The organism is Paenibacillus sp. SSG-1 (assembly GCF_002224835.1).
In the GTDB taxonomy this organism is placed as follows: Bacteria; Bacillota; Bacilli; order Paenibacillales; family Paenibacillaceae; genus Paenibacillus_AQ; species Paenibacillus_AQ favisporus.
On sequence record NZ_MBRK01000001.1, the window covers coordinates 697934 to 715750 of the forward strand.

A 17817-nucleotide genomic window follows, 5' to 3' on the forward strand; every position below is an offset into this window, starting at 1 on the left:
GCCTTCCGGGCAGACGGCGTCAAAGTCCTTTCAGCGCCGCCTTTTTGCGCCGGGAACGGAAATGCCGCCACAGGACGCCCTGTTTTGGTGAAAAGGCCAATGCCAGCATGAACCAAATAGCTGACGCAAGCACGATGGCTGCACCGGAGGCCAGATTGTATTTGACGCTGAAATACAGTCCCACCACGGCTGATAACGCGCCGAAGCCGGCGGCCAGATAAATCATCACCCACAGCCGGTTGGTCAGCAGATAAGCGGTGGAGGCGGGGGTGATCAGCATGGCGACGACGAGGATGATGCCGACGGTCTGCAGGGAGGCGACGGTCACGAGGGTGAGCAGGGTCATCAGCAGGTAATGGATAAGCCGCCCGGGCAGCCCGTATGCCGCGGACATAACCGGATCGAACGAGCTGACCAGCAGCTCTTTGTAGAACAAGTAGACGACCGCGGCGATCACGATGCCGATGATCAGCGTGATCCACATATCGGAGGCGCGGACCGCAAGCACGTTGCCGAACAGGATGTGATACAGGTCGGTCGAGCTTTTCGCAAAGGTAATCAGGATGATGCCGACGGCAAAAAAGGACGTAAACACGATGCCGATCGCCGAGTCGTTTTTGATCCGGCTGTTTTGGCTGACGTATCCGATGCCGAGCGCTGTCAGCACGCCCGTCACCACGGCGCCGAAAAAGAAGTTGATGCCCAGCATATAGGACAGGGCGACGCCGGGCAGGACCGCATGGGAAATCGCATCGCCCATAAGCGCCATGCCGCGCAGAATGATAAAGCAGCCGATAATGCCGCAGATCATTCCGACCATGACCGAGGTCAGCAGCGCTTTTTGCAAAAAGCCGTATTCCAGGATTCCGCTTAAGAATTCCATTACACACCCACTCCGTTCTTTTCGAGAAAGGTCAGCTGCGCCGCATAAGCCTGGCTGAGAATGTCCGGACGGCAGACTTCGCGGGCCGGACCTGCCTTCACCAGCTCGCCGTTAAGCAGCACAAGCCCGTCGAAATACGCTTCCGCCTTGCTCAAATCGTGATGGACCACGAGCACCGTGCGGTTCTGATCCCGGAGCTCTTTCAAAATGGCGACGATCGTCTCCTCGCTGGCGGCGTCCACGCCGACGAAGGGCTCATCCAGGCAGAACAGCTCCGCCTCCTGGGCGAGTGCCCGGGCGAGAAATACGCGCTGCTGCTGCCCGCCGGACAGCTCACCGATCTGCCGGGAGCCGAAATCCTCCATGCCGACCTTCTCCAGGCAGTGGTAGGCCAGCTCTTTATGCTGCCGCCGCGGCCTCTTGAGCAGGCCGAGCTTCGGGTAGGTGCCAAGCAGGACGGTATCGATCACTGTAATCGGGAACGTCATGTCGATTTCGCTGCGCTGCGGAACATAGGCGATGCGGGTCCGGGCTTCCTTGACGCTGCCGCCGAGGATGCGAACTTCGCCGTGGTCCCGCGGAATCAGCTCAAGGAGCGACTTCATCAGCGTGGATTTGCCGGCCCCGTTGGGTCCGATAATACCGGTCATACTGCCGGGAAGCAGCGTAAAACTGACGCCGCGAAGGGCATCCTTGCCGTGATAGGAGACGAATAGGCTGTCGACGGACACCGAAGGGTCGCGGTGACGGGGGAGCATAGCATAAACCTCCTTTGGATTATGAAAACTTTGACATAAGTTTCCCTTGGGACAAATTAATGCACATATATAAAAGTTTTTACCTAAGGAAACTTTATTGAGTATAGGCTAAAACAGATGGGGAGAATTGTAAAGTGTTTTTTTACCTGGGTTGTCCGTTTTTCGTAGGGTAAGACGAGGACAAAACAGTGTTAGTATGCGGGGCGATCATAGGGGGCGGAGCCCAAAAAAGCCCCGATTCCGTGGAATCAGGGCTTCATATTCTGCTCGGTGATTTGCTGTTTGACGAACTGCTTGAACTGCTCCCTGAGCGGCGAATAGGGCTGATCGGCATGATAGGCCATATAGGCCTTGACCGATTTGCCTGCCGGACCGGGGGCGGGCAAGTATTGGAGACTTCCGGCGGCGAGCTCGCTTGCGATGCCGGACAAGGGGAAGAAGGAGATGAAATCCCCGTCCTCTACCGTGTGCTTGACCGCCTCCGGCGAATTGATGATCATGCGCTCCCACAAATGGATTCCGCTCTCGATCGCGTAGGTCCGGGTGAAGTCCCGCATAAAAGAGCCTTCAGCATGCTGGATGAAAAAGTGTTGGGCGACCAGCTGGTCGCTCAGCGATTTCAGGCTGGAGAAAGGGTGTCCCGGCGCAAAAATGACGACAAGCTCATCTTCCAGCAGCAGGTCTTCCTTAATGCCGGCAGCCGCAACGTCCTGCGAATAATAAAAGGCCAAGTCCACCTCATGGTTGTAGTGCAGCTCCTGAACGGTCCGGCTGGGCTGAACGGTCAGCTCGATCTGGATGCCGGGATACTGCCGGCAGAACCGGTTGACGAGCTTGGGCAGATGTATCGTCCCCATCAGGCTGTCGGCGCCGATATGAAGAATGCCCTTGCCCAAATCGGCGTAGTCCTGCACGGCCTTCCGCGCCTCGGCGGCCAGCCCCGTCATTTTGACGGCGTAAGGGTACAACGCCTTGCCGGCGTCGGTCAGCAGGATGCGGCCCCGCCTGGACTCGAAGAGGGCGATGCCCAGCTCTTCCTCTAAGCTTTTCATATGAAAGGTGACGGTCGGCTGTTTCATATCCAGCTCTTTGGCTACGTCGGTTACCTTCTTGTATTTTTCAATATAAACAAGGATTTGCAATTTTAACAAATTCAACGATGATTCCCCCTCGGTCACGTCCGATTCCTCTTCATTATAGAATTAATCTATGGACTCATAAAGATTATATTCTGATATTTATCTTTCTTTTTACAAAACGCATCATTTTACAAAATGATAGAGAACTACAATGAACTTGTCGGTAAACTTCATAGAGTTACACGGCAAACCAAAATGGGGGGAAACATTAGATTATGAAATTCAAAAAACCGTTACTTATGTTTTGTACGTTGGTCCTGGTTCTTATGCTGGCTGCCTGCGGCAGCAAAAACGCCTCGGATAGCGGCAGCACTACGGGTTCGGGAACCGCAACTGAAGATAAACCGGCTGCAGAGGAAACGCTCAGCGGATCCGTTCTGGCTGTAGGCTCCACAGCACTCCAACCGCTCGTAGAGCAAGTCGCACAAAAGTTCATGGGTGAATCCCAATACTCTAAAATCCAAGTTCAGGTGCAAGGCGGCGGCAGCGGCACCGGCCTGACTCAAGTTTCCGGCGGCCAAGCCAACATCGGCAACTCCGACGTATTTGCTGAAGAAAAGCTGGATGCAGACAAAGCCAAAGAACTCGTTGACCATCAAGTGGCCGTTGTAGCCATGGCGGCTGTAACGAATCCTGACGCAGGCGTAGACAGCCTGACGAAGCAGCAGCTGGTTGATATTTTCACAGGAAAAGTGACGAACTGGAAAGACGTTGGCGGCAAGGATGAAAAGATCGTTATCGTCAACCGTCCTGCAAGCTCCGGTACCCGCGCAACGTTTGAAAAATATGCACTCGGAACGAAGACCGAAGACCTGCAAGGTTCGATCCAAGAAGATTCTTCCGGTACGGTGAAAAAGATCATTTCCGAAACGCCAGGTGCCATCGGATACCTCGCTCTGTCCTACCTGGACGACAAAGTGAAAACTCTGAAATATGACGGTGTGGAAGCAACGGAAGAGAACGTAGCCTCCGGTAAATACCCAGTATGGGCTTACGAGCACATGTACACCAAAGGTGAGCCTGCTCCGGAAGTGAAGGCGTTCCTGGACTACATGACTTCGGATGCTGTGCAAAACGGCGACGTGGTTGAGCTCGGATACATTCCGGCTTCCAAAATGGAAGTGAAACGCGACAAGGACGGCAACATCACGAAATAACATCAGGTTCCTTGAGCTCTCATGAAACACTGAATATGTACGACAAGAGGCGGAGAGACCAACTTCTGCCTCTATTTTCACTTTAGAAAGAAGGACAACGATGAAAGCTATAGATGAAAGGCCTGTAGGCATCGCTGACAACCCCCGTCCCGGACGGTTTAAAAAACATCATATGGAAGATTTCGCGGGACGCAGCTATACGACGATTTGTGCGATTCTGCTGATCGTCATTATTTTGTCCATCGTTTATTTTGTCGCTTCCAAGGGGCTGGCGACCTTTTTTAGAGACGGCGTCAGCTTCAGCGAGTTTCTGTTCGGTTCCAAATGGGATCCGGACGGCAACCATGGCGAGCCGCAGTTCGGCGTCATGCCGTTTATTTTCGGCTCATTCGCGACGTCGATTCTGGCGGCGGTCATCGCCAGTCCGCTCAGCATCTGCGCCTCGCTGTTCATGACGGAAATCGTACCGGGCTGGGGCAAAAAGCTGCTGCAGCCGGTCATTGAGCTGCTTGCCGGAATTCCGTCCGTCGTATACGGATTTGTTGGCCTGACGGTCATCGTTCCTGCCCTGCGCGACATGTTTCCCGGTCAGGGGATCGGAATCGCCGCGGGCTCGATCGTGCTGTCGGTCATGATTCTGCCGACGATTACGAGTATCGGTACCGACGCCCTGTCCTCGCTGCCGCGGGGCCTCAAGGAGTCCTCGTACGCACTCGGCGCAACGCGCTGGCAAACCATCTACAGAGTTATTCTGCCAACCGTGCTTCCTTCTATTCTGACCGGGGTGGTCCTGGGCATGGCCCGCGCCTTCGGGGAAGCGCTGGCGGTACAGATGGTCATCGGGAATGCGCCGCATATTCCGCGGTCGCTGTTCGAATCCGCCTCGACGCTGACCAGCGTCATTACGCTGGATATGGGCAACACCGTCATGGGCACCGCGCACAGTAACGCGCTGTGGAGCATGGCGCTCGCACTCATGTTTATGACCTTTATCTTCGTCGTTATCGTTCGCCTGCTCGAAAGGAGAAATCGGATTTGAAAGCTAAAGCCGCTGACAAAATTGCAACAGCCATTATTGTGGTGTTTTCCTTATTAATCGTAGCGGTTCTGCTCGGACTGCTCGGATTTATTCTGTACCGGGGACTCAGCCACATCAGCTGGCACTTCCTGACTTCTGTGCCCCAAACGATCCGGGAGGGCGGCGGCATCGGTCCGCAGCTGTTTAACTCCTTGTTCCTGCTGGTACTGACGCTTATTATTACAATTCCACTGGGCCTGGGTGCTGGCATCTATATGGCCGAGTACGCGAAGCCAGGCAAGATCACTGGAGCAATACGCCTCGTCGTCGAGGTGCTGTCCTCGTTTCCGTCTATCGTCGTCGGCTTGTTCGGCCTGCTCCTGATCGTCAACACGTTCGGTTTTGGCTTTTCGCTCTTCTCCGGCGCGCTGGTTCTGACGATCTTTAATCTGCCGCTCATGGTCCGCATCACGGAGCAGGCGTTCCGCAGCGTACCGAAGGAGCAGAAGGAAGCGGGACTTGCGCTCGGATTATCGAAATGGAAAATCATCACGTCCGTGCTGTTTCCCGTCGCCCTGCCGAGCATCGTGACCGGTACGGTTCTGGCGGCAGGACGTGTATTCGGGGAAGCGGCAGCGCTCCTGTTTACCGCAGGGATGTCCACGCCTCGTCTTGATTTTACCAACTGGAACCCGCTGAGCCCGACGTCGCCGATCAATCCGTTCCGTCCGGCGGAGACGCTGGCCGTGCATATCTGGAAAATCAACAGTGAGGGCATTGCGCCCGATGCCGCGGAAATTGCCGCCGGCGCTTCGGCGGTGCTCGTGATTCTCGTGCTTGTCTTCAACCTGTTTGCCCGCTGGTTCGGCAACCTGCTCTACAAGATCATGACGGCATCCAAACGAATGGGATAGGAGAAATGAGCATGCAACAATCATCGACTACATTCCGCACTGAAAACCTGAGCGTGTTTTACGGGGCGTACGAAGCCGTGAAGAACATCAGCCTGACCTTCCCGGACAAGAGCGTTACCGCGCTCATCGGCCCGTCGGGCTGCGGGAAATCGACGTTTCTGCGGTCCCTCAACCGAATGAACGACGAGATTTCCCAGGCCGTGATCAAGGGGAAGATCTGGATCGGCGGGGAGGACATCAACGATCCTTCCACCGACGTCATTCAGCTGCGGCAAAAAATCGGAATGGTATGGCAGAAGCCGAATCCATTTTATAAATCCATTTATGAAAATATCGCTTTTGGACCGAAGTACCATGGCGTGAAAAATAAAAAAGAGCTCGACCAGATCGTCGAGTCCAGCTTGCGCAAAGCAGCGCTGTGGGACGAAGTGAAGGACCGCCTGAAGCAGTCCGCCTTGTCGCTCTCCGGAGGCCAGCAGCAGCGCCTGTGCATTGCGCGCGCCTTGTCGGTCAACCCGGGGATTCTGCTCCTCGATGAGCCGGCGTCGGCCCTCGATCCGGTTTCGACCTCGAAGGTCGAGGAACTGATCGTCGAGCTCAAGAAAGAGCTGAGCATCGTCATCGTGACGCACAACATGCAGCAGGCCGCACGGATTTCCGACTATACGGCGTATTTCTACCTTGGCACGCTGATGGAGCATAACGATACCGAAATTATTTTCACCAACCCGGCCAATGCCATGACCCAGGAGTATATCTCCGGACGGTTTGGATGAGCCGCCGTTTGTTCGCACAGCAAAAAGCCGTCTCCCCATCAAGAATGGGGGACGGCTTATTTAATTATATAAGTTAGAACAAGAGCGATCGTAGGAACTTATTACGTAATTGCCCTTATCATCGAGCAAAAACTCCACTTTGTGGGGAGGATTAGCGGACGATCATCACCGGGCAGTGCGCATGCTGGACGACGCTGTGGCTGACGCTGCCGATCAGCATTTCCGAGACAAGGCCCATGCCCCGGCTGCCCATCACGATCAGGTCGGCCGACTCTTCCTTGGCCGTCTGGCAGATGACCTTGGCCGGATCGCCGGTTTTGCTGACCGTGCGGAAGGCGATTCCCGAGCGGCTCGCTTCTTCGGTGGCCGGGGCGAGGATTTTTTCGCCTTCCTGGCGGATGTGCTCCTCCAGATCTACGCCTACCGGCGGTTCATTGATAGAAACGGTCGGGTTGACGTGCAGGACCACGAGCTCGGGAGCGGTATTCAGGCTCTGCACAAGCGATACGGCGGAATCCAGCGCATGCCGGGCATGCTTGGATCCGTCGACGGGTACGAGAATACGTGAGTACATATAAGAACCTCCTTAATGGCCTTCTGCCCGGTCAACATGGGCAAGCTTGCGGCGGGATACGAGCAGGGCGACAACACCAAGGAAGACCATGACGGCACCGAAGTAGAACGGTGTCTCTGCATGGTACCACTCGGACAGCTTGCCGGCGAGCCATGGAGAGACGGCACCGCCGAGGAATCGGACGAAGCTGTATGCCGCGGAAGCGACGGAGCGCTCCACCGGAGCGGCCTGCATGACGGCCGTGGTGATCAGCGTGTTGTTGATGCCCAGGAAGATCCCGGCCACGATGACGCAGACAATAACGGTTTGTGGCGAGTGATTATACGTGCCGATGCCCATAATGAGCAGCACAATCGTAAACAGCGTAAGCACCGCTGCGATGGACGACACGACGCTGAAGCGCTTCTGCAGCTTCGGAGCGACGAATACCGACGTGAAGGCAAGCAGAATGCCCCACCCGAAGAAGACATAACCCAGGCCGTGCTCATCCAGGTCCATGACGTACGGCGAGTACGCCATCAGGGTGAAGAAGCCGAAGTTATACAGGAACGCTGTAATTCCAAGGATCAGCAGCGCCGGATAAGACAGCGCCTTGAACGGGTCGGCCAGCGTGCTGGCTTTTTTCGGCTTGGGCACGTTCGGAAGCATAAACGTAACGAAGATAAATCCGATGGCCATGAGAACGGCCACGCCAAAGAACGGTCCGCGCCAGGAGATGGAGCCCAGCTCGCCGCCCAGCAGCGGTCCGACAGAAATCCCGAGACCGAGCGCGGCCTCATACAAAATGATCGCTTTGGCCGTGCCGGACGTGGACAGCCCGACGATCGCGGACAGTGCGGTGGCGATGAAGAGGGCGTTGCCGAGTCCCCAGCCGCCGCGGAAACCGACGATGCCGCCGATGGAGTTTGACAGACCGCCCAGCGCCGCGAAGATGACGATGAGCAGCATCCCGGTCAGCAGCGTCTTCTTGATGCCGATCCGGCTGGAAATGACGCCGGTAATCAGCATCGCTACGCCGGTTACCAGGTTGTAGCTCGTAAACAGGAGCGAAACCTGGCTCTTGGATGCGTGCAGCTGCTCGGCGATGGCCGGCAGAATCGGGTCAACCAGGCCGAGGCCCATAAAGGAAATGATACAGGCAAAAGCGATCGCCCATACCGCCTTCGGCTGGGACAACAGCCCGCCTTGGCGCTGTTCCAGCTCAAGGGGCTGCGAAGCATTGGTTTTCATAAGTAACATTACCTCCATTTTGATGAATCATGTATTTTCAAATTTTCATGAATCTCCACAACAAAAAAACGTCTGTCGACGCCCTTGCATAGACGCGTGCAGCGGCTTCAGCTTTCCTGGGAATCGGTTTCCTCGTCGAATTTGCGGATGAAATCATCCAGCCGCGTCTGCGTCTGTTCCAGCTCCTGCTGCATAAGGCGCATTTTTTCCACTTTGGTGCGCAGCATTTGAAGCTGTTCTTCCAGCATCTCGCTCATATGGGTCAATTGCTGCCTCCGATGAGCCCGGCTGGTCATGTCGTGGTAAGTTTGGTGGTGCAGCTTGTAAGCGTCCGATACGGATAAGTACGAAACCAGCTCCTGCAGGCTAAAACCGAGAATTTCTTTGGCATTGACGATCTTCTTCAAGTACTCGATGTCTTCGCGGGTATAGAGGCGGATGCCTCCTTCGCTCCGTTCGGGGGTCGGAAAAACGCCGATCTCTTCGTAATAGCGGATCGTCCGCTTCGTCAAGCCGCACTCTCGGGCGACATCGTCGATTTTATATTCATCCATTTCCTTCCTCCCTCAAAGATTCCCGGGTAACATTACCCATTGTAATCCTGACTAACGTTAACGTCAACGTTAAATTTATGAAACGGAAAATATATTTCTTACGTCCTATTTATCGCGGAATACGGTTGTCGGCTTAGTATGCCCGGTGTTCTCCGTTTATGTGCGGAGTCCGGCCGTGATCGGGAGAAGGGCTTTTTCATTGAACATTTCCCTATGTTTCACGGTCCGAAAGGCATTGCAGTGCGGAGTGCTCAGGGGGTGATGGGGGAGAAGAGGGCGGGGGCTTTATAGCTGGCATCTCAGCGAAGGGAGAAGGGAAAGCTGGCCGTGTTGTGCGAGACCTGATTGTCTGTACACATAAAAAAGCTGCCCCCACCGCGCAGCGGTTAAGGGACAGCTTGTTAAATTAAGGCTGAAAAGTTGGCTATTCGGCGGACGTTAAGCGCGAACGACGCGAACTTGGTCTGCTTCCAGCTCGACACGAATCTCCTTGACGTCTTCGTCGTCCAGCAGCAAATCGGTGATGCCGTCTTCCACATGCTGCGAAATAACGCGGCGGAGCGGACGGGCACCAAAGGCCGGATCGTAACCCAGTTCGGCCAGCTTGCGTTTCGCTTCGCCGGTCACGTCGAGGGAGATGCCGCGCTCTGACAGGGTAGCCGATACTTCGCTGAGCATATTGTCGACGATCGTTACGAGGTCTTCTTCCTTCAGCGAGGCAAACGGTACGATGCCGTCGAAGCGGTTCAGGAATTCAGGCCGGAAATAGCTGCCGAGCGAATCAAGAATCGAGCGGGTCTGCTCGGATTTGGCGGTGAAACCAACCATGACTTTCTTATCTGCGGCCGTGCCGGCGTTAGAAGTCATAATGATCACCGTATCCTTGAAGCTTACCGTACGCCCTTGGCTGTCGGTCAGACGGCCGTCGTCCAGCACTTGCAGGAACATATGCTGCACGTCCGGATGCGCCTTTTCGATCTCGTCGAGCAGGATAATGCTGTACGGGTTGCGGCGTACGCGTTCCGTCAGCTGGCCGGCTTCTTCATGACCGACGTATCCTGGTGGCGAACCGATCAGCTTGGAGACGGAGTGCCGCTCCATGTATTCGCTCATGTCGAGGCGAATCATCGAATCGGTGCTGCCGAACAGTTCATCGGCCAGCGCCTTGGACAGTTCGGTCTTGCCGACACCGGTCGGACCGACGAACAGGAAGGACGCAATCGGCTTGGAGTCGCTGCGCAGTCCGGCGCGTCCGCGGCGAACGGCTTTGGCGACCTTGTCGACGGCTTCGCCCTGGCCGATGACGCGGCTTGCGAGGCGGGCGGCCAGATTTTTCATCTTGCCGCGCTCATCCGCCTGCAGCTTGCCGACCGGGATGCCGGTTTTTCGCTCGATGATGTTCTGGATATCCTCGACGGTTACTTCTAGGACCTCTCCGGCAGCGGCATCCCCGTTCAGACGCTGCTGCAGGTCGGCTTCCTCGTCGCGCAGCTTGGCGGCGAGCTCGTAGTTTTCATCGCGGGCGGCCGCGTCTTTCTCGATTGTGATCTGTTCCAGACGGGCGCGGATCTCGTCCGCACTGCCGACCGGAGCCCGCAGATTCAGCTTGGCGCCCGATTCGTCGAGCAGGTCGATCGCTTTATCGGGCAGGAATCGGTCCTGGATATAGCGGCTGGACAGACGCACGCACGCTTCAAGCGTTTCGTCCGGGTAGCGTACGCCGTGGAACTGCTCGTATTTCGGACGCAGCCCTTTCAAAATTTCGATCGTTTCCTCGGCGGTCGGCTCGTCGACGGTTACCGGCTGGAAGCGGCGCTCCAGCGCGGCGTCTTTCTCGATCTGACGGTATTCCTTAAGCGTTGTGGCGCCGATGACCTGCAGCTCGCCCCGTGCCAGCACCGGCTTCAGGATGTTGCCGGCATCCATGGAGCCCTCCGCGGAGCCTGCGCCGACCAGCAGATGGATCTCGTCGATGAACAGCAGAACATTTTTACGCTGCTCCAGCTCGGCGATTAGCTGCTTGACCTTTTCTTCGAATTGCCCGCGAATGCCGGTTCCGGCTACGAGGGAGGCGACGTCGAGCGAATAGACTTCCTTGCTCCGCAGCTTCGCTGGTACGCTGCCCTCCGTAATGCGCAGCGCCAGCCCTTCGGCGATGGCCGTCTTGCCGACGCCCGGTTCGCCGATCAGCACCGGATTGTTCTTGTTCCGGCGGTTCAAAATTTCAATGACGCGGTCGATCTCTTCATCGCGGCCGATGACGTTGTCGATCTTGCCGCCGCGCGCCGCGTCGTTCAGATTGCGTCCGAGCTGATCCAGCAGCCCGCCGCCGCGCCGTCCGCCTTCTTGAGCGGCGGCTCTCGGAGGCTGCTGCGCCGCGCCGGATACCGGCTGGCCGGATTGCATGAAGCCGCGGAACAAATCTTCCAACGGAGAAGAATAGCTGCCCGAAGGACCAAAGCCGGCCGCAAACGGCACGCCGCCGTTTACTTTGGCATAGCAATCTTCGCAAAGAAACAATTTCTCGGATTTATGGTTGACAGTGAGGCTCAGACCTACGGTTGCCTGGTTATGATTACAATGTTGACAGCGCATGAAGGCATGCCCCTTTCGTTAGTTAATGGATTAATCAATTTTTGAATACTTCATCTGGATGCCCTAATCAGGAAAACGGCTGCCCGGGCCTTACGGGAGCGGGCCGCCGGAATAAAGGGATAAAAGTCAGAACTTCCGTCAGGACAAAGACGGCTGCACCGAAAGTCAAACTCCTAAAGAGGTTGTTCATGCAGTACAAGTTTGATCTTTTGCTCTGACTTTGACTTTCTTTGACCTTATTATACCTCACTTGGAACACATGTCAACAGGTTTTCAGTTATTTTTCGTAAGTATATAGAAAAAGGTTTGAGAGAAAGAACGGTTCGGCCTTTTCGGCGTGCTTGAGGCGGAAAAAAGGCTGGAAGGCAAAGAAAAACGTCTATCGATGTACATTCGAAGAGTGTGACGCATTTAGCGGAACTTTATTACGATATAACCGAAGCCCGGGCCTCCCGAAGCATGAAAAAAGCCCTGCCGTACGGAATGTCTCCGTAACAGCAGGGCGTACCTTGTATGATCAATGCGGTGAATAAGCCAAAAGTGTCATGATTCCTCGTCCTGCAATATGCAGTCGGCAAACAAAATGAATTTCGGGATGCGGAAAAATTGTTCCGCCCGGTCTTGAAAGCTGGCTGACGGCAGCGTCCCTTGGTGCAGCCATTTCCGGAACGTTCCGGGATGGATGTCCATCCATTCGCTGACGTCGCTGACGGACAGGTCGTGAACCATGCACAGCCCCGTTAGTATTTTGTTGCTGACAGGCGACCGGGTCAGCGTCCGGCGCATGAAGCGCGAAGAGGAAGGCTGACAGATGATCGGGCTTGTCGATGTGACGGTATGATTAAACAGAATGTGATGCGGATAGCCCAGGTATTGGCATACCTTGTCCAAATTCTTTTTTCCCGGGATCCGTCCTTCATATACCCAGGCGCTCACGCTCCGGGAAGAAACCGAAATGTCCTCAGCCAGCTGGGACAGCTTGATGTCGTTGGCCATCAGGACAGCCAGCAGCACGCGGTTGCGGATTTGGCAGCGGGATGGCTTGCGGAAGCGTTTGACGCGGATTCCTTTTCCTAAGTATTTGCGATTGATCAGAGACCACGCCTGAATGGAATGCGGTTCTTGTTGTTTAGGCATATTTCCTCCGATGATTTTTCTTAAAATTCTACAATAGTTTCGGCTACGTTTTCAATAGTGCTATCGCCTGTTTCTGCAAGGTCCCGGTTTTCAGCCGAATGACCCGGGAATTTACGGTATCCCGTTGTCAAGTGAATAATAGGAACTATTTTTTCACTTCAACCCCAAAATGCTTCCAATTCAGTCATCAAACTGTTACCGAATTGAAATTGAACTCGCCAGCCGGGAAGGGTACAATGCAAGGGTGCTAGATTACTAGATTCGCGTATCTACGACATCTTAGCCAAATCCGAGAGAAAAAGGTTGGTAGATTATGTTGAAAAAGAAGTTGCACTACTCGAAATGGCTCTTATCATTCCTGCTTGTTTTTAGCACTGTACTTTCGGCAGAAGGAGGGCTGGCTACAGCCGCGGGCAGCACGGCGTCCTCTGTCAAGGCATCCGTCTTTGTCGCTGTCAATGACAAACTGATCACTTACGACCAGCCCCAGCCGCTTATACATAACGGTACATTGTTTGTACCCGTCGCCTCTACGGTTTCCCAGATGAATGCGTCGGCGAAGTACGCCGCAGGCAAGCTGACCATTTCGCGCGGAAAGCAGGCGCTTGTCCTGACGGTTCCCGGGAAGGACGCCATTCTGAAAAACGGAAGAACGCTCGTCTCCCTGCGGAAGCTGACCGACAAGTTCGGCTACCAAATTTCCTACAATGCCGCCCAGTCGCTGTACCGTGCGGTGAACAGCTCCGCCTCCTTGACGGACCATCAGCTGGCACTGAAATACAGCACGTATATTAAGGAACATAAGAAGACGGCTGTCCAGAAGCCTTCCACGGGGAACGGCACGACGGCGCAGCAGGGCAGCAAAGTGATCTACATTACGTTCGACGACGGTCCGAATGCAGGTACGACCCGCCTGCTCGACGTGCTGGACCGCAATCAGGTGAAGGCGACCTTCTTTATGCTGGGAAATAACATCGCTTCGCATCCGTCCGCTGTCCGCAGGATCGTGAAGGAAGGGCATGGGGCCGGCCTGCACGGCATGAGCCACAAGAAAAATACGTTCTACGCATCACCTTCGTCTGCGCTGGGTGAGATGAACACCGATAACGACAAGCTGCACGCCGCTGCTGGCGTTTATACGAAAATGATCCGCCCGCCTTATGGAAGCAAGCCGTATTTTACTCAGAGCTACCGGGATTTGACGGCTTCGTATGGCTACCATCTGTGGGATTGGAACATTGATTCGGACGACTGGCGCTACAAGAGCAATCCGCAGACAATTTATAACAACGTGCTGAGAGATGTGAAGGCGATGAAGAAGAGAGGGGTTACCCCGATCGTGCTCTTCCATGACCAGACGGCGACCACGTCGATTCTGGACAAGCTGATCAAAGCGCTGAAAGCCGAAGGTTACACGTTCAAGCCGCTGACCAACAGCACGCCGCCGGTCAACTTCTGGAACGACAAACGGTAAGACCCATCGCCCTGCAAATCTATGAAATAGGCCCGTGATGGAAGATATCCGGCTGCGCAGATTCCTCTCTCCTTTCATACTCATATAAGAGATGGTAGGAAAGGAGGGGCTGTGAGATGAATCATCTGGTTGTTAACGGCATCAGTGCGGCCGCTGGCGGAATTCTTACCGTTGTATTGGGAGGGTGGGATCAGCTGCTTACGGTGTTTCTGATCACCATACTCATCGACTATGCAACAGGGGTTCTGGCCTCCATCAAGGAAGGATCCGGCTTGGACAGCCAGGTCGGATTCTGGGGTCTTACCCGGAAAGCGCTGATGCTGCTCGTCATCGTCCTTGCGCACCAGATGGACGTGCTGATCGGCAGCGGAAGCGACGTCATCAAGACGGGGGCGATCTATTTTTATATGTCCAACGAACTCATATCGATTACCGAAAATTACGGACGGCTTGGCCTGCCCCTGCCGGATAAAATCCGCCAGCTCGTCGCCGTTTTGCGAAATAAAGACAAAGGTAACGGTCCCGATCTGTGACGGTTCTTCATGTTTCCTTTCCCTGAGGGGGAGGATATGGTATATTTTTCTCAGTACACTTTTCGAATGGGACAAGGAGCATGATACCATGATTAAGCATATCGTCTTCTTTAAATTAAAGGACAGATCACCGGAAAGTATTGAACGCACCGCCGCAGTCCTCCGCAATATGGAAGGGAAGATCCCGCAGCTCGTATCGATTGAGGTTGGACTCGACGTCATCCATTCGGAACGTTCTTTTGATATCGCGCTGGTGACAGAGCTTGCATCGCTGGAAGATCTGCAGGCTTACCAGGTTCATCCTGAGCACCAGATCGTGATCCGCCACATCAACGAAGTGAAAGACGTATCCGTGAGTGTGGACTACGAATTCTAAAGAATAGGAAGAATGGGACATGAGCGATTTAGAATATCCAATGGAGACCTTATTCCTGCTCATCGTATTTATTGCGGCCTTGTTTGTCATGTTATTCTGGCTGAAGCGCCGCGGAAAACGGGACAAATAAATTTCCACATCATGGAGGTAAGGCCGTGTATTACGTGAACCAGGAACAAATTCAGCGGCGTCTGGAAGCGATTCCGGATATCGTGGAAGCATTGAAGCAGGTTGCCGGGAATTGGGATGGCGGGATTGTGTCCGGTTTCGTTCAGGAACGGGCGCTGCATTTGGCCATCGAGGTCGTAACCGATGTCGGCAGCTATTTAATTGATGGATTTATTATGCGCGATGCAAGCAGCTACGAGGATATCGTAGAAATTACGCATGAGGAGCGCGTGTTTGACGATGAAGTATTTGCCGTGCTGGCGGAGCTCGTCAGTCTCCGCAAACCGTTGGTGCAGGAATATTACGCATGGGACCGGAGAAGCCTGCACAAGCTGACCCCGGTTTTGCCGGACATTCTCGAACAGTTTTCCGTACAGGTGCGTGATTATTTGAAGCAGGAGCTGGGTGCGTAATCCGGTTCTCCGCCGCAGCGGCATAGGTTGTTATTGGCCCGTCCATGGGAATGGACGGGTCTTTTTGTGCTTCTGTAAATTTTTTTAAAAAATAGCGCCCATTTTGTGTCAAGACAACCCCGCCCTGCTTATAATACACCATCAACTAGGCATTAGCCCGGCTGGGCGAAGGGAGTGAAACATCATGGCGGAATGGGGCTATATACTCATCGCTTGCGGATTTATCATGTTCGCTGTTGTGGCAATGATCCTTCTACATACGCTGAGGAGAGTACTGCTGCGGGCGGAATCCGTTCTGGGGAAGGCGGGAGCCGACATGACACAGCTGGCTGCAGAATCCAGGGAGCTGCTGACTCAGGCATCTTCAACACTGTCGCTTCTGCATGAGCGGGTGGAAGACATCGAACCGTTCAGTTCATCGCTGCGGCTGGCTGGCGAAACTTTAACCGGCACGCTGGAGCGGGTAGATTCGATTTCGAAGCTCGTCACCGATTCCGCCATGGAGCGCCTGGAGAAAGCCCACCGCGACAATGAGCTTCGGCTCGCGGAAGCGTTCCGGTGGCTGGATGTGGGGCTGTCGGTATGGCACTCCTGGAAGCAGGAGGCTTACCCGCCGGGAACGGTGCCATCAAGCGAAAAGGAGAGATGAGATATGAAGGAAAAGAATAAAAGCCTGCTGTGGGGCGCATTGGTCGGAAGTATTGTAGGGTCGGTAACCGCGCTGCTGCTCGCGCCGAAATCCGGGAAAGAACTGCGTCAGGATATTGCGGAGGGCGCACGCACGGTTGGCGGCAAAACCCAGGAATGGGCCGGCAAGGTGAAAGATACCGCAGGCAACGTCATCGCCGATATCCAGTCCTGGCGCAAGTCCAAGGCTGACGGGGAAGAAGCCGGCGAATTGGCCCAAATCTCCTCTTTCTCGGAAGAAGCCGCCGGCGAGCCCGATGAGTTCGAAGATTTCGATTTGATCGACGCCGAAGCGAAGCGGGACTAATTTGGAAGCAGGCATGAATTCAGGATCGTAAAACGCAGGCCCACTCCTGGTGTCACCCGGGAGCAGGGCCTGTTTTTCCATATTTTCGGGTGCGGTGCCGCGGTTGTCCGAAAAAACGAAATGGGTTAAGATATGAGGTACGTTTTGTTGACGGTTTTCATATGGTAGCTACAGAGAGAAGAAAACGAGAAGGAAGCGGTGTGTTCGTGCAGCAGGCAATCGCAATTTTAGACTCGGGTGTGGGCGGGCTCACCGTGGCCAAAGAGGTCATGAGACAGCTCCCACGGGAAAAAATCATTTATTTTGGAGACACCGCCCGCACCCCTTACGGACCCCGTTCGTCCGATGAAGTGAGAAAATTTACAGAGCAGATCGTCGATTTTCTGATCCAATTCAGTCCCAAGACGATCGTGATCGCCTGCAATACGGCGACAGCTGCGGCGCTGGACTATATTTCCGGGAAAGTGCCGATTCCGGTCATCGGGGTGATTCATCCCGGAGCCAGAGCCGCCATCAGCGCGACCAAAACGGGTCAAGTGGGCGTCATCGGGACCGTCGGTACGATTCGCAGCGGGGCCTATACCACCGCGCTTCAGCAGCTGTCGCCTTATGTCAAGGTGGTCAGCCAGGCTTGTCCGGATCTGGTTCCGCTCGTGGAGCAGGGCTTATTCCGCTCGGAAGAAACGACGGCGATCGTGGAAAGGTCGCTCGCGGGAATCCGCCAATCCGACATCGATTGTCTGATTTTGGGATGCACGCATTATCCTTTTTTGAAGGATACGATCCAGGAAGTGATCGGCAGCAGCGTCAAGCTGATCAGCTCGGCGAACGAGACGGCCCGTGAAATCAGCACTATTCTGTATAATCAAGGGCAGCTCGCGAGCCGGGAGGAGAGCCCGGTCCATCAGTTTTTTTGCAGCGGCGACCCCGAAATGTTTAAACGGATCGCAAAGCTGTGGCTGGGGGAGCAAATCCGGCGGACGCCGGTCGTATGGCAGGTCTCCAAATTTGATGAATAAGGATTTTGGATGGTCTCAAATCCGTAAGGCGCCTTCAGGGTGACTTACGGATTTTTTGGATATAAGGAAAAGGAAGTCGCGGCATTCCTATTGTGTGACAACTCC

General features: G+C 54.7%; 19 protein-coding genes. 11 read left to right on the forward strand and 8 right to left on the reverse strand.

All coding sequences use genetic code 11. The features are described 5' to 3' along the window. Positions 1 to 19: 19 nt before the first annotated feature. The 3 genes from BCV73_RS03415 to BCV73_RS03425 all read right to left on the reverse strand — a co-directional run bounded on the left by BCV73_RS03415 (position 20) and on the right by BCV73_RS03425 (position 2798). Positions 20 to 883 (reverse strand): metal ABC transporter permease, encoded by an 864-nt coding sequence (locus BCV73_RS03415; protein WP_076170286.1) that lies wholly within the window; start codon positions 881 to 883, stop codon positions 20 to 22. Beyond that, on the reverse strand, positions 883 to 1641 hold the full coding sequence (locus BCV73_RS03420) for a metal ABC transporter ATP-binding protein (RefSeq protein WP_089546015.1): 759 nt from the start codon (positions 1639 to 1641) through the stop codon (positions 883 to 885). The genes BCV73_RS03415 and BCV73_RS03420 overlap by 1 nt, the downstream gene beginning before the upstream one ends. A gap of 248 nt (positions 1642 to 1889) precedes the next feature. Further along, the gene (locus BCV73_RS03425) at positions 1890 to 2798 is read right to left on the reverse strand and encodes a LysR family transcriptional regulator (RefSeq protein WP_179231868.1); all 909 of its coding nucleotides are present in this window, start codon (positions 2796 to 2798) and stop codon (positions 1890 to 1892) included. A 197-nt stretch (positions 2799 to 2995) separates the two neighbouring features. On the opposite strand from BCV73_RS03425, the gene BCV73_RS03430 reads away from it, so the two are divergent. From BCV73_RS03430 to pstB, 4 genes are all read left to right on the forward strand, one after another. Beyond that, positions 2996 to 3937, forward strand: a complete 942-nt coding sequence (locus tag BCV73_RS03430; protein WP_089546018.1) for a phosphate ABC transporter substrate-binding protein PstS family protein — start codon at positions 2996 to 2998, stop codon at positions 3935 to 3937. A gap of 172 nt (positions 3938 to 4109) precedes the next feature. After that, a complete protein-coding gene (pstC, locus tag BCV73_RS03435) occupies positions 4110 to 4976 on the forward strand; it encodes a phosphate ABC transporter permease subunit PstC (RefSeq protein WP_373309580.1) in 867 nt (288 codons plus the stop codon). Next, the gene (pstA, locus tag BCV73_RS03440; protein WP_076170281.1) at positions 4973 to 5869 is read left to right on the forward strand and encodes a phosphate ABC transporter permease PstA; all 897 of its coding nucleotides are present in this window, start codon (positions 4973 to 4975) and stop codon (positions 5867 to 5869) included. The genes pstC and pstA overlap by 4 nt, the downstream gene beginning before the upstream one ends. Before the next feature lie 5 nt (positions 5870 to 5874). Further along, positions 5875 to 6645, forward strand: coding sequence for a phosphate ABC transporter ATP-binding protein PstB (pstB, locus tag BCV73_RS03445; protein ID WP_084203887.1), 771 nt, complete (start codon positions 5875 to 5877; stop codon positions 6643 to 6645). A 151-nt stretch (positions 6646 to 6796) separates the two neighbouring features. Here the strand turns inward: pstB and BCV73_RS03450 are convergent, their stop codons facing one another. From BCV73_RS03450 to BCV73_RS03470, 5 genes are all read right to left on the reverse strand, one after another. Beyond that, complete coding sequence (locus BCV73_RS03450) at positions 6797 to 7219, reverse strand: universal stress protein (protein WP_089546023.1); 423 nt, start codon at positions 7217 to 7219, stop codon at positions 6797 to 6799. A gap of 12 nt (positions 7220 to 7231) precedes the next feature. Next, positions 7232 to 8449: an MFS transporter gene (locus BCV73_RS03455; protein ID WP_089546024.1), complete on the reverse strand. Its 1218-nt coding sequence runs from the start codon at positions 8447 to 8449 to the stop codon at positions 7232 to 7234. Between the two features lie 107 nt (positions 8450 to 8556). Continuing rightward, positions 8557 to 9003 (reverse strand): MerR family transcriptional regulator, encoded by a 447-nt coding sequence (locus BCV73_RS03460; protein ID WP_089546026.1) that lies wholly within the window; start codon positions 9001 to 9003, stop codon positions 8557 to 8559. A gap of 438 nt (positions 9004 to 9441) precedes the next feature. Then, complete coding sequence (locus BCV73_RS03465) at positions 9442 to 11598, reverse strand: ATP-dependent Clp protease ATP-binding subunit (protein ID WP_089546028.1); 2157 nt, start codon at positions 11596 to 11598, stop codon at positions 9442 to 9444. Positions 11599 to 12141: 543 nt separating this feature from the next. Then, a complete protein-coding gene (locus tag BCV73_RS03470) occupies positions 12142 to 12735 on the reverse strand; it encodes a helix-turn-helix domain-containing protein (protein WP_076170275.1) in 594 nt (197 codons plus the stop codon). Positions 12736 to 13051: 316 nt separating this feature from the next. On the opposite strand from BCV73_RS03470, the gene BCV73_RS03475 reads away from it, so the two are divergent. From BCV73_RS03475 to racE, 7 genes are all read left to right on the forward strand, one after another. Then, a complete protein-coding gene (locus BCV73_RS03475) occupies positions 13052 to 14209 on the forward strand; it encodes a polysaccharide deacetylase family protein (RefSeq protein ID WP_218828092.1) in 1158 nt (385 codons plus the stop codon). Positions 14210 to 14325: 116 nt separating this feature from the next. Then, complete coding sequence (locus BCV73_RS03480; protein ID WP_089546030.1) at positions 14326 to 14742, forward strand: phage holin family protein; 417 nt, start codon at positions 14326 to 14328, stop codon at positions 14740 to 14742. Between the two features lie 88 nt (positions 14743 to 14830). Beyond that, positions 14831 to 15118 carry a Dabb family protein gene (locus BCV73_RS03485; protein WP_076170272.1) on the forward strand — a complete coding sequence of 96 codons (288 nt, stop codon included), beginning with the start codon at positions 14831 to 14833 and terminating at the stop codon, positions 15116 to 15118. A gap of 155 nt (positions 15119 to 15273) precedes the next feature. After that, positions 15274 to 15699: a DUF86 domain-containing protein gene (locus BCV73_RS03490; protein ID WP_076170271.1), complete on the forward strand. Its 426-nt coding sequence runs from the start codon at positions 15274 to 15276 to the stop codon at positions 15697 to 15699. A gap of 184 nt (positions 15700 to 15883) precedes the next feature. After that, positions 15884 to 16348 carry a hypothetical protein gene (locus tag BCV73_RS03495; protein ID WP_076170270.1) on the forward strand — a complete coding sequence of 155 codons (465 nt, stop codon included), beginning with the start codon at positions 15884 to 15886 and terminating at the stop codon, positions 16346 to 16348. A 3-nt stretch (positions 16349 to 16351) separates the two neighbouring features. After that, complete coding sequence (locus tag BCV73_RS03500) at positions 16352 to 16693, forward strand: YtxH domain-containing protein (protein ID WP_076170269.1); 342 nt, start codon at positions 16352 to 16354, stop codon at positions 16691 to 16693. 206 nt (positions 16694 to 16899) lie between these two features. Beyond that, positions 16900 to 17712 carry a glutamate racemase gene (racE, locus tag BCV73_RS03505; RefSeq protein WP_076170743.1) on the forward strand — a complete coding sequence of 271 codons (813 nt, stop codon included), beginning with the start codon at positions 16900 to 16902 and terminating at the stop codon, positions 17710 to 17712. Positions 17713 to 17817: the final 105 nt, after the last annotated feature.

Excerpts from the sequence above, each read along its gene's own strand:
- BCV73_RS03415 (WP_076170286.1), bottom strand. The coding sequence starts at position 883 with ATGGAATTCTTAAGCGGAATCCTGGAATACGGCTTTTTGCAAAAAGCG.
- BCV73_RS03420 (WP_089546015.1), bottom strand. The coding sequence starts at position 1,641 with ATGCTCCCCCGTCACCGCGACCCTTCGGTGTCCGTCGACAGCCTATTC.
- BCV73_RS03430 (WP_089546018.1), top strand. The coding sequence starts at position 2,996 with ATGAAATTCAAAAAACCGTTACTTATGTTTTGTACGTTGGTCCTGGTT.
- pstC (WP_373309580.1), top strand. The coding sequence starts at position 4,110 with ATGGAAGATTTCGCGGGACGCAGCTATACGACGATTTGTGCGATTCTG.
- pstB (WP_084203887.1), top strand. The coding sequence starts at position 5,875 with ATGAGCATGCAACAATCATCGACTACATTCCGCACTGAAAACCTGAGC.
- BCV73_RS03450 (WP_089546023.1), bottom strand. The coding sequence starts at position 7,219 with ATGTACTCACGTATTCTCGTACCCGTCGACGGATCCAAGCATGCCCGG.
- BCV73_RS03455 (WP_089546024.1), bottom strand. The coding sequence starts at position 8,449 with ATGAAAACCAATGCTTCGCAGCCCCTTGAGCTGGAACAGCGCCAAGGC.
- BCV73_RS03460 (WP_089546026.1), bottom strand. The coding sequence starts at position 9,003 with ATGGATGAATATAAAATCGACGATGTCGCCCGAGAGTGCGGCTTGACG.
- BCV73_RS03465 (WP_089546028.1), bottom strand. The coding sequence starts at position 11,598 with ATGCGCTGTCAACATTGTAATCATAACCAGGCAACCGTAGGTCTGAGC.
- BCV73_RS03470 (WP_076170275.1), bottom strand. The coding sequence starts at position 12,735 with ATGCCTAAACAACAAGAACCGCATTCCATTCAGGCGTGGTCTCTGATC.
- BCV73_RS03480 (WP_089546030.1), top strand. The coding sequence starts at position 14,326 with ATGAATCATCTGGTTGTTAACGGCATCAGTGCGGCCGCTGGCGGAATT.
- BCV73_RS03485 (WP_076170272.1), top strand. The coding sequence starts at position 14,831 with ATGATTAAGCATATCGTCTTCTTTAAATTAAAGGACAGATCACCGGAA.
- BCV73_RS03495 (WP_076170270.1), top strand. The coding sequence starts at position 15,884 with ATGGCGGAATGGGGCTATATACTCATCGCTTGCGGATTTATCATGTTC.
- BCV73_RS03500 (WP_076170269.1), top strand. The coding sequence starts at position 16,352 with ATGAAGGAAAAGAATAAAAGCCTGCTGTGGGGCGCATTGGTCGGAAGT.